This is a genomic window from Nocardia sp. JMUB6875, from assembly GCF_041154655.1.
Taxonomy (GTDB): Bacteria; Actinomycetota; Actinomycetes; order Mycobacteriales; family Mycobacteriaceae; genus Nocardia.
Genome location: NZ_BAAFGR010000238.1, coordinates 1 through 8,718 on the forward strand (window position 1 = coordinate 1; position 8,718 = coordinate 8,718).

Genomic DNA, 8,718 nt, shown 5'->3' on the forward strand with positions numbered 1-8,718 from the left:
CAGTCGTATCCGCCGCCGCCCGGCTACCAGCAGCCCGCCCCCGCGCCCGCGCCGCCGCCGGTCCAGGAGGTCGCGGACCTACCGGCCAACCATCCGGTCAGCCTGGTCAAGGGCCAGCGCGTCAACCTGCGCAAGCAGGGCGGGGCCGCGCTCGGGTACGTGCAGATGGGTCTGGGCTGGGATCCGGTCAAGCGCGGCGGCATGTTCGGCAGCAAGACCGTGGACGTGGATCTGGACGCCTCGGTCGTGATGTTCTCGGGCGCCAATCCGGTCGATGTCGTCTACTACGGCGGCCTGACCTCCAAGGACGGGTCCATCCGGCACCAGGGCGACAACCTGACCGGTGAGGGCGACGGTGACGACGAGCAGATCCTGGTCGACCTCACCCGCATCAACGAGCGGGTCAATGCGCTGGTGTTCATCGTGACCTCCTACAAGGGCCACACCTTCGAACAGGTCGCCAACGCCTACTGCCGCCTCGTCGACAGCGCGACCAACAAGGAGATGGCGCGCTACACCCTCGCGGGCGGCATGCCCTTCACCGGCATCGTCATGGCCAAGCTGTATCGCACCGCGCCGGGCGCGGATTGGAAGATGGAAGCCCTCGGCGAGGGCATCCAGGCCAAGCATCCCGGCGAGGCGGTGCCGCAGCTGGGACGGTTCCTCTAAGTAGCGGGGACGGGCTGCCGCGGCCGCAGAACGGGCGGCAGCCAAGGGTTTTGGGGATCCGGGGCGTGGTTGAGAATGCCGCCGCCCGGATCGTCGATCCCGTCCCGGCGCACCGGATCCGCACCGGGCCGGTAGATCTGGCGGATCACCAGGACGCACAGGCCGATCACCGCCAGATCGCGCAGCACGACCGCGCCGGTGAACCACTGCTCGGGCAGGCCCTTGTGGTCCGGGCCGAGGTAATAGAACATGCGCGGCACCCACACCAGCGCGTCGATCGTCATCCACGCCAACAGGATTCGCCGATGCGGCAGCGCCAGCACCGCCAGCGGCACCAGCCACAGCGAATACTGCGGGCTCCACACCTTGTTGGTGAGCAGGAACGCCGACACCACCAGGAACGCCAGCTGCGCCAGCCGGGGCCGCCGCGCCGCGGTCAGCCCCATCCAGGCGATGCCCGCGCAGGCCAGCACGAACAGCAGCAGTGACACCTGGTTGAGGATCCACGGCGTCTGCTGCGGGCTCAGCACCCCGTCGAATCCGGTCCAGCCGGTGAACGAGGTGATCACGTTGTAGATGGAATCCGGGTCCGCGTGCCGGTCCTTGTTGAGCCGGACGAACTCCCACCAGCCCTTCGGGTACAGCGCCGCGATGGGCGCGTTCACCGCCAGCCAGGTGATCGCCGCCGCCGCGATCGCGCCGCCCGCCGCGCGCAGCGGCCGGATGCCGCCCCACATCGACTCGTCCTCGTCGAGCCGCTCGGCGCGCAGGCACAGGATCAGGATCGGGCCGAGCAGCAGCAGCGGATACAGCTTCGCCGCACCGCCCAGCCCGAGCAGCACACCCGCCAGCACCGGCCGCCGCCGCGCCCAGGCCAGCAGCCCGCCGGCCGCGAAAGCCGTTGCCAGCGCGTCGAAATTGGTGAACGCGTGCACGAGTACCAAGGGCGACAACGCCATCAGCGCGGCATCCCAGATCCGCCGGCCCGCCGACAGCGCGGTCGCCCAGATGGTCACCAGCCAGGCCAGCGACAGCCCGAGGGCCACCACATCGAAGTAGATCACCACCTCGAGGGCGGTGTGCCCGGGCAGCGGGGACAGCTTCCACGCCTTGGCGATTCCCATGGCGGCGTACTGGTACAGGCCAGACAGCACCGGATACTCCATGTACCGGACCTGCGGCTGGCCGTCGCTGTACTCCACCCACCGCTTCTTGTAGGGGAACGCGCCCTCGTTGAGATGCTCGGCGCCGTAGAGCGGCACCGTGTCCGAGTAGCACATGGCGGTGTACTGGCGGCCGTTGTTCCAGTCCAGCCCCATCACGCCGTCGATGGGCCGCTGCTGGATGCAGCCCGCCTTGCCGAACCAGCTGAGGGCCAGGAACAGCACCGCGAACGCCATCATCACGCGCATGGGCGTCCAGAAGCGGGCGCGGCCGATCACCGCGTGATCACCCACCGGGCCGCCGATCAGATCGGCCAGCTGCGCGGTGAGCGCATCGGTGCGACTGGGCTTGTCCCGGTCGTCGGCCGAGCGCAGATCCGCCGCCAGCGGCTCCGGCGATACGTAGACCACCTCGCGCCCCGCGTGCGCATCCTGCAGTGCGCGAGCGTCTTTCACCGCTGCCTCCCCCGGCTTCAGCGTGTCACCGGCCGACACGCCAGAGGCGGTCGGCCGGTGCACCAAGTCCTGCTCGATCACGGCAGCAGGCTACCGAGTCGGCCGTGTGCCGTTCCCATTGCCGTTCCCATTACCGCCGCCGCCATTGGGTGACGTCGTGGGCGAGGATCCGTCGGCCGGCGCCACCGGCTGCCCGGACATCGGCCCGGTGCCCGGATCCTGTTGCTGCGTCTGCGGATTCGACTGCCGCTGATTGTTCGGATTGGGCGCCAGACCCGGCACCGGGATGGTGATGCCCGGCAGTATCTCGACCTGGCTCTGCGTGATCACCGGCGGCAGCACCTGCTGCTCGGTGGTCGGCGCGGGCGTGTACGGCGCACTCCAGGACGGCACACCGGCCTGGCCGCCGATGGTGCCCGGCTTCGGGAAGTTCTCATTGGGCGTGCCCTTGAGGGCGCCGTCCATGGTGGCCTTCCAGATGTCGGCGGGCAGGCCCGAACCGTAGATCATGCCGCCGTTGGCATTACGCAGCTTCTCGCCGTTGTCGGTGCCCACCCAGACCGCGGTGGACAGCGACGGCGTGTAGCCGACCATCCACGAGTCGCGGTTCTCGCCGGTGTCGCCGAGCTGGTTGGTACCGGTCTTGGTGGCCGAGAGCCGGCCGCCGGCGAGCTGGTGGTTGCGCGACCACTGCGCGATGGGCTTCATCGCGTCGGTCACGTTGTCCGCAACCGCGGGCGAGACCCGCTGCTCGCCCGCGGGCTGCCCGCGGTCCAGCAGCACGGTGCCGTCGGAGGCCACCACCTTCTGCACGAAGTGCGGCGCGTGGTACATGCCCGAGGCGGCCAGCGTCGCGTACGCGGACGCCATGTCCAGCGGGCGCACCTGGTACTGACCCAGCACGATGCCGTTGTTGGGGCCGCTGCCGTCCGGCTCGGTGAGCGTCTTGCCCACGCCCGGAATGGTTTCCGGGATGCCCAGCTTGTGCGCCATGTCGGCGATCTTCTGCGGGCCGTTGGTCATGTCCAGCTGCATGCGGTAGAAGCTGGTGTTCAGCGAGCGCTTGAGCGCCTCGGCGATGGTGCACATGCCGCACTGCTCGCCCTCGACGTTGGTGATCTTGATGCCGTTCACCGTGATCGGCGAGGAGTCGTACAGCGTCGACAGCGGCTTGCCCAGTTCCAGGTTCTCGGCCAGGCCGAACACTTTGAACGAGGAGCCCGGCGGCAGGCCCGAATTCGCGTAGTCGAGGCCCTGGCCGTCCGAGCCGCCGTAGTAGGCGCGCACCGCACCGGTCTTCGGATCCACCGACACCACGGCCGTGCGCAGCTTCTCGGGCTCGCCGTCCATCACCTTGTTGACCGCGTCCACCGCGGCCTGCTGGGCCTTCTGATCGATGGTCGTGGTGATCTGCAGACCCTCGGTGTTCATCTCGTGCTCGGAGATGCCCGCGGCCTCGAGCTCCTTGAGCACCTGGGTCTTGATCAGACCCTCCGGACCGGCGTCCAGCGTCTTGTCCTTCTGCGCCTGCGCGGCCGGGATCACGGCGGGGTACTGCATGCTCTGCCGATCGGCCGCCGACAGATTGCCGCCGTCGACCATGCCGTCCAGCACGTACTTCCAGCGGGACTGGGCGCCCTCGGGATTCTTCTCCGGATCCAGATTCGACGGCTGCTGAATGGTCGCGGCCAGCACCGCGCCCTCGGCCACCGTCAGATCCTGCACCGGCTTGTTGAAGTACGCCTTGGCCGCCGCGTCGATGCCGTAGGCGCCGCGTCCGAAATAGATGGTGTTCAGATATGCGGCGAGGATCTGGTCCTTGGACCACTGCTTGGCCATCTTGGCCGAGATCACCAGCTCACGCAGCTTGCGGCTGAGCGAGTGCTCATTGCCGACCATCGCGTTCTTCACGTACTGCTGGGTGATCGTCGAACCACCGCCGGCGCTCGAATTGCCCGTCAGCTGTCCGACGAACGCGCGCCCGAAGCCCTGGATCGAGAAGCCCGGATTGGTGTAGAACGAGCGGTCCTCCGCGGCGATCACGGCATTGCGCACGTGCGGCGGAATCTGATCGATCGTCACATCGGTCCGGTTGCCCTCCGGCGGAATGACTTTCGCCAGCACCGAGGTGCCGTCGGCCATGAAGATGGTGGCCACCTGATTGTTCTTCAGGTCGCCGGGCTGCGGCACGTTGACCGTCGAGTACGCGTACAGGAAGACGGTGCTCATGCCGCCGAACAGCAGCGCCATGCCGAGGTAGATGACGCGCCGGACTATCCGCCACACCGAGCTCTTCTTCGGCGCGCCCTTGCCGCCGCCACCGCCGGAGCCATTGCCCCCGGGCTTCCGCGGCGGCGGACCCGACGGGGTGCCGCCCTGCGGACGCCGGGCCGCGGGCTGCGCGCCCGACGGCGGGCGGGTGCGGTCCTCGGCGGGCCGCGGCCGGGCCGCCGTGCCCGCACCGGCCCCCGCGCGCACCGCGCGATCGGAGACCCGCTGGGTGCGATCGGAGGTGGCCGCGCGCGATATGTGATTCGGAACCGCCTGGCGCGCGCCGGTATTCACCTTCGCGTCGGCATTGGCGGGATTGGGTAGTTTGCGGGTCGCGTCCGGATTATCGGGTCGCTGGGGCGGCGGCCCCTGACGTCTAGGGGGCTGACCGCCCTGCGGGCCGCGCGGCGGCTGACCCTGCGGACCGCGCGGGGGCAGGCCGCCACCCGCGACCGGGCCGCGCTGCGGACCACCGGGCCCCGGGACGGGACGACCGCCCACGGGCTGGCGTGCCCCGGGCGGCGGGCCTGCCGGTCGAGGCGGCGGGTAGCCGCCGGGGCCGGGTTGCGAACCGCCACGGGGGCGGCCGCCGTGCGGTCCGTCGTCATAGGGCGATGTCACAGCCTGGCTCTCCAATAACTCTCGGTACGTCCGGTTTGGCTCGATGCGGTCACGCGTTGCACCGCGACGGGCACGGTCGTGCCCGTTGTTCAGCAGTCGACGTGGCCTCTCACTCGGCGGCCGTGCGACGGGCGCCGGTGCGGCGGCGACCCGTCGGTGCGGGCGCTAGGCCCAGCACATAGGACTGCACCAGATGATTCCAACTGCAGGTCCGGCACACCTCGACCACATGCACCGAGAACTCCTCGCGAGCCTCGGCCATCCGGACCAACTCCTCCGGCGTGCGGGCGGAGCCCGAGGCGGGCCCGAGCCCGTCGCCGTAGACCCACGATACGAGAGTCAGCTGCTCTTTCCTGCAGATAGGGCATGTGACCTCGCTCCCCCGCCCGTGGAACTTCGCCGCACGCAACAGGTACGGATTCGCGTCGCAGACCTCCGCGACGGCGACCCGCCCCGCATAGACGTCGGCCAGCAGCGACTTACGCCGAAGCGCATAGTCCACTACCTGCCTCTGTATTCGCACGCGACCCAGAGTACTTGCGGCCCCCGACCGCCCGCACGCCCCAAGGCGACTCTCACGGAATCTCCACATGCACGGGAGACCCACAACACGCGGGAAACTATATCGGCGCGATATAGTTTGGAACTGCATCCATCGGTTAGGTCTGAACTACACAGTCAGGAGGTGAAGCCCGGTGCTGGAACTGGCGATCCTCGGGCTGCTCCTCGAATCACCGATGCACGGCTACGAGTTGCGCAAGCGGCTCACCGGTCTGCTGGGCCCCTTCCGGGCCTTCTCCTACGGGTCGCTGTATCCGACCCTGCGGCGCATGCAGTCCGACGGCCTCATCGCGGAGGAGAGTCCGCAGGGATTGGCCACCCGCCGTGCGCGGCGGGTCTACCAACTGACTGACCCCGGCCGCGAGCGGTTCGCCGAACTGCTCGCCGACACCGGGCCACAGAACTACACCGACGACGGCTTCGGCGTTCATCTGGCCTTCTTCAGCCGCACCCCCGCGGAAGCGCGGATGCGAATCCTGGAGGGGCGGCGGAGGCAGGTCGAGGAGCGCCGAGAAGGACTGCGGGAAGCGATAAAACGCGCCAGCGGGCAACTGGACCGCTATACCCGCCAGCTCCATCAACTCGGTCTCGAATCAAGCGAGCGCGAAGTGCGCTGGCTCAACGAGTTGATTGCTGCGGAGCAATCGACGAAGGCGGCACCACAGAAAGAGGGAAATATCGGCCATGAGTGACATCAATCAGGCTGGCGGAGCCACCGAAGTTCGCGTGGCCATCGTGGGTGTGGGCAACTGCGCATCCTCCCTGGTTCAGGGCGTGCACTTCTACAAGGACGCACCCGCGGATTCCACCGTTCCGGGTCTCATGCACGTCAAGTTCGGCCCGTACCACGTGCGCGATGTGAAGTTCGTCGCGGCGTTCGACGTGGACGCCAAGAAGGTCGGCTTCGATCTCTCCGATGCGATCTTCGCCAGCGAGAACAACACCATCAAGATCTCGGATGTGCCGCCGAGCGGAATCTCCGTGCAGCGCGGTCCGACCCTGGACGGCATCGGCAAGTACTACGCCCAGACCATCGAGCTGTCCGACGCCGAGCCGGTGGACGTGGTCCAGGCGCTGAAGGACGCGAAGGTCGACGTCCTCGTCTCCTACCTTCCGGTCGGTTCCGAAGAGGCCGACAAGTTCTACGCGCAATGCGCCATCGACGCGGGCGTGGCCTTCGTCAACGCGCTGCCGGTGTTCATCGCCTCCGACCCGGTCTGGGCCCAGAAGTTCGTCGACGCGGGCCTGCCCATCGTCGGCGACGACATCAAGTCCCAGGTCGGCGCGACCATCACCCACCGCGTGATGGCCAAGCTGTTCGAGGACCGCGGCGTCGTGCTGGACCGCACCTACCAGCTCAATGTCGGCGGCAACATGGACTTCAAGAACATGCTCGAGCGCGAGCGGCTGGAGTCCAAGAAGGTCTCCAAGACCCAGGCCGTCACCTCCAACCTCGAGGGCCCGCTGGCCGGCAAGGTGCACGACCGCAACGTGCACATCGGCCCGTCGGACTACGTCGAGTGGCTCGACGACCGCAAGTGGGCCTACGTCCGGCTCGAGGGCCGCGCCTTCGGCGACGTGCCGCTGAACCTGGAGTACAAGCTCGAGGTGTGGGACTCGCCGAACTCGGCGGGCATCATCATCGACGCGGTGCGCGCGGCCAAGATCGCCAAGGACCGCGGCATCGGCGGACCGGTCATTCCGGCCTCGGCGTACCTGATGAAGTCCCCGCCGAAGCAGCTCGCGGACGATGTCGCCCGCGCGCAGCTGGAGGCCTTCATCATCGGAGCTGAGTAACCAGCTCTGGACGACATGAGGGCGGCATCGCGAATCGCGATGCCGCCCTTTATCGTTCGAGCTCAGTCGAGCGAGACGTAGACCTCGACCGAAGTCGGGCCGGTGTAGCGCTCGATCTCCGCGGTGTGCGAGCGGGTGATCGTCCCGGCGTTCTCCGCCTTGGCGACCTTCGCCCACGCCGTGCGCAGCAGGTCGTAAGGCTTGTCGGAGACAACGAATTTCGCGTATCGGCCCGCGGGGATGCGGGTCACCACGTCACCGGTGTCCAAAGTGCTCAGGCCCGAAAGCTCGTATCCCAGAACGGCTACCGCGTGGTCGTTCTGGCCGATGTAGGCCGCGACGCGTTCGGCCTTCTTCTCGCGGGCCAGGTAGCGGTCCCAGGTGAAATTGACCAGGTCCAGGTCGCGGGCGGTGACCTCGCGCCCGGCCAGGGGGATGGTCAGACCGCCGACCAGGAAGTCCTCCAGGGTGACGATTTCGAAGTCCACAGCTCTCCCCTACCCCTCCGTGCTCGGATCGAGCGCGACGAAAACCTCCACCGTCCGGTTGTCCGGATAGTGTTCGAAATCCCCGGTGTACGCGCGCACCAGGGTGCCGGCCGCCTCGAGGTCCCAGACCGTGCGCCAGATCGACACGATGATGTCGCCGAGATTGTCGCCACTGCGAATGAAGCGGGCGAATTTGCCGGCGGGGATACGGGCGAGTACATCGCCCGGCAATAGGTCATCCAGCTTCTTGCATTCGTATCCGACGATATGCGTCAGATACGAACCGATCTCGGGTGCGTGATCGACATACGCGGTCGCGGGCGGACCGGGCAGATCGCGTGCCAGATTCCGTTTCCAGGCCTCCTCGACCTTCGCGCGGCGCGGCCCTTCGACCGCGAGTGCCGGGCTGCGTAGCACCGTTCCGGCTACCAGCGTTTCGTGGCGTTCAACGACATTGAAATCCACCGGCGTCGCCCCTATGTCTCGTGCTGTCTCCGACCCCACCCTGCTCCTAACCCGCATCCTGCCACCGATTCCCGGAGTCATAGAAGCCGGTGGCAGGGTCCACCATATCCGTGGCACCCCACTGATGGGCACAGTAGCCACGAAACATGATCAACAGCGCATCACAGTTCGAAATCAGCCGGGGACAGGGATGCTGAGGCCCGGGAAAATTTCTACTTCTTTGGGGG

Annotated in this window: 8 protein-coding genes; 3 read left to right on the forward strand and 5 right to left on the reverse strand. The window is 67.8% G+C overall.

Annotation, left to right across the window (positions count from 1 at the left end):
- A partial coding sequence (locus tag ACAM49_RS36190) for a TerD family protein (protein ID WP_369640044.1) occupies positions 1-669 on the forward strand: 669 nt, incomplete at its 5' end.
- Here ACAM49_RS36190 and ACAM49_RS36195 read toward each other — a convergent pair.
- The 3 genes from ACAM49_RS36195 to ACAM49_RS36205 all read right to left on the reverse strand — a co-directional run bounded on the left by ACAM49_RS36195 (position 666) and on the right by ACAM49_RS36205 (position 5,703).
- Complete coding sequence (locus ACAM49_RS36195; RefSeq protein WP_369640046.1) at positions 666-2,288, reverse strand: glycosyltransferase family 87 protein; 1,623 nt, start codon at positions 2,286-2,288, stop codon at positions 666-668. The two genes, ACAM49_RS36190 and ACAM49_RS36195, sit on opposite strands and share 4 nt — an antisense overlap.
- 90 nt (positions 2,289-2,378) lie before the next feature.
- Complete coding sequence (locus ACAM49_RS36200) at positions 2,379-4,538, reverse strand: transglycosylase domain-containing protein (RefSeq protein WP_369640047.1); 2,160 nt, start codon at positions 4,536-4,538, stop codon at positions 2,379-2,381.
- 751 nt (positions 4,539-5,289) lie between these two features.
- Positions 5,290-5,703, reverse strand: a complete 414-nt coding sequence (locus ACAM49_RS36205; protein ID WP_083913931.1) for a DUF5318 domain-containing protein — start codon at positions 5,701-5,703, stop codon at positions 5,290-5,292.
- Positions 5,704-5,875: 172 nt separating this feature from the next.
- Here ACAM49_RS36205 and ACAM49_RS36210 point away from each other — a divergent pair, with 172 nt between their 5' ends.
- Positions 5,876-6,433 (forward strand): PadR family transcriptional regulator, encoded by a 558-nt coding sequence (locus ACAM49_RS36210; protein WP_040814273.1) that lies wholly within the window; start codon positions 5,876-5,878, stop codon positions 6,431-6,433.
- On the forward strand, positions 6,426-7,538 hold the full coding sequence (locus tag ACAM49_RS36215; protein ID WP_369640045.1) for an inositol-3-phosphate synthase: 1,113 nt from the start codon (positions 6,426-6,428) through the stop codon (positions 7,536-7,538). Before ACAM49_RS36210 ends, ACAM49_RS36215 begins: the two co-directional genes overlap by 8 nt.
- A gap of 62 nt (positions 7,539-7,600) precedes the next feature.
- Here ACAM49_RS36215 and ACAM49_RS36220 read toward each other — a convergent pair whose 3' ends face one another.
- Together ACAM49_RS36220 and ACAM49_RS36225 are read right to left on the reverse strand one after the other, a co-directional pair.
- Positions 7,601-8,026: a GyrI-like domain-containing protein gene (locus ACAM49_RS36220; RefSeq protein ID WP_040814271.1), complete on the reverse strand. Its 426-nt coding sequence runs from the start codon at positions 8,024-8,026 to the stop codon at positions 7,601-7,603.
- Positions 8,027-8,035: 9 nt separating this feature from the next.
- Positions 8,036-8,491, reverse strand: coding sequence for a GyrI-like domain-containing protein (locus tag ACAM49_RS36225; protein ID WP_040814270.1), 456 nt, complete (start codon positions 8,489-8,491; stop codon positions 8,036-8,038).
- Between the last annotated feature and the right edge of the window lie 227 nt (positions 8,492-8,718).

What these genes read in the sequence shown, in the direction of transcription:
- ACAM49_RS36200 (WP_369640047.1), bottom strand. Translation starts at nt 4,538, where the DNA reads ATGGCGCTGCTGTTCGGCGGCATGAGCACCGTCTTCCTGTACGCGTAC.
- ACAM49_RS36215 (WP_369640045.1), top strand. Translation starts at nt 6,426, where the DNA reads ATGAGTGACATCAATCAGGCTGGCGGAGCCACCGAAGTTCGCGTGGCC.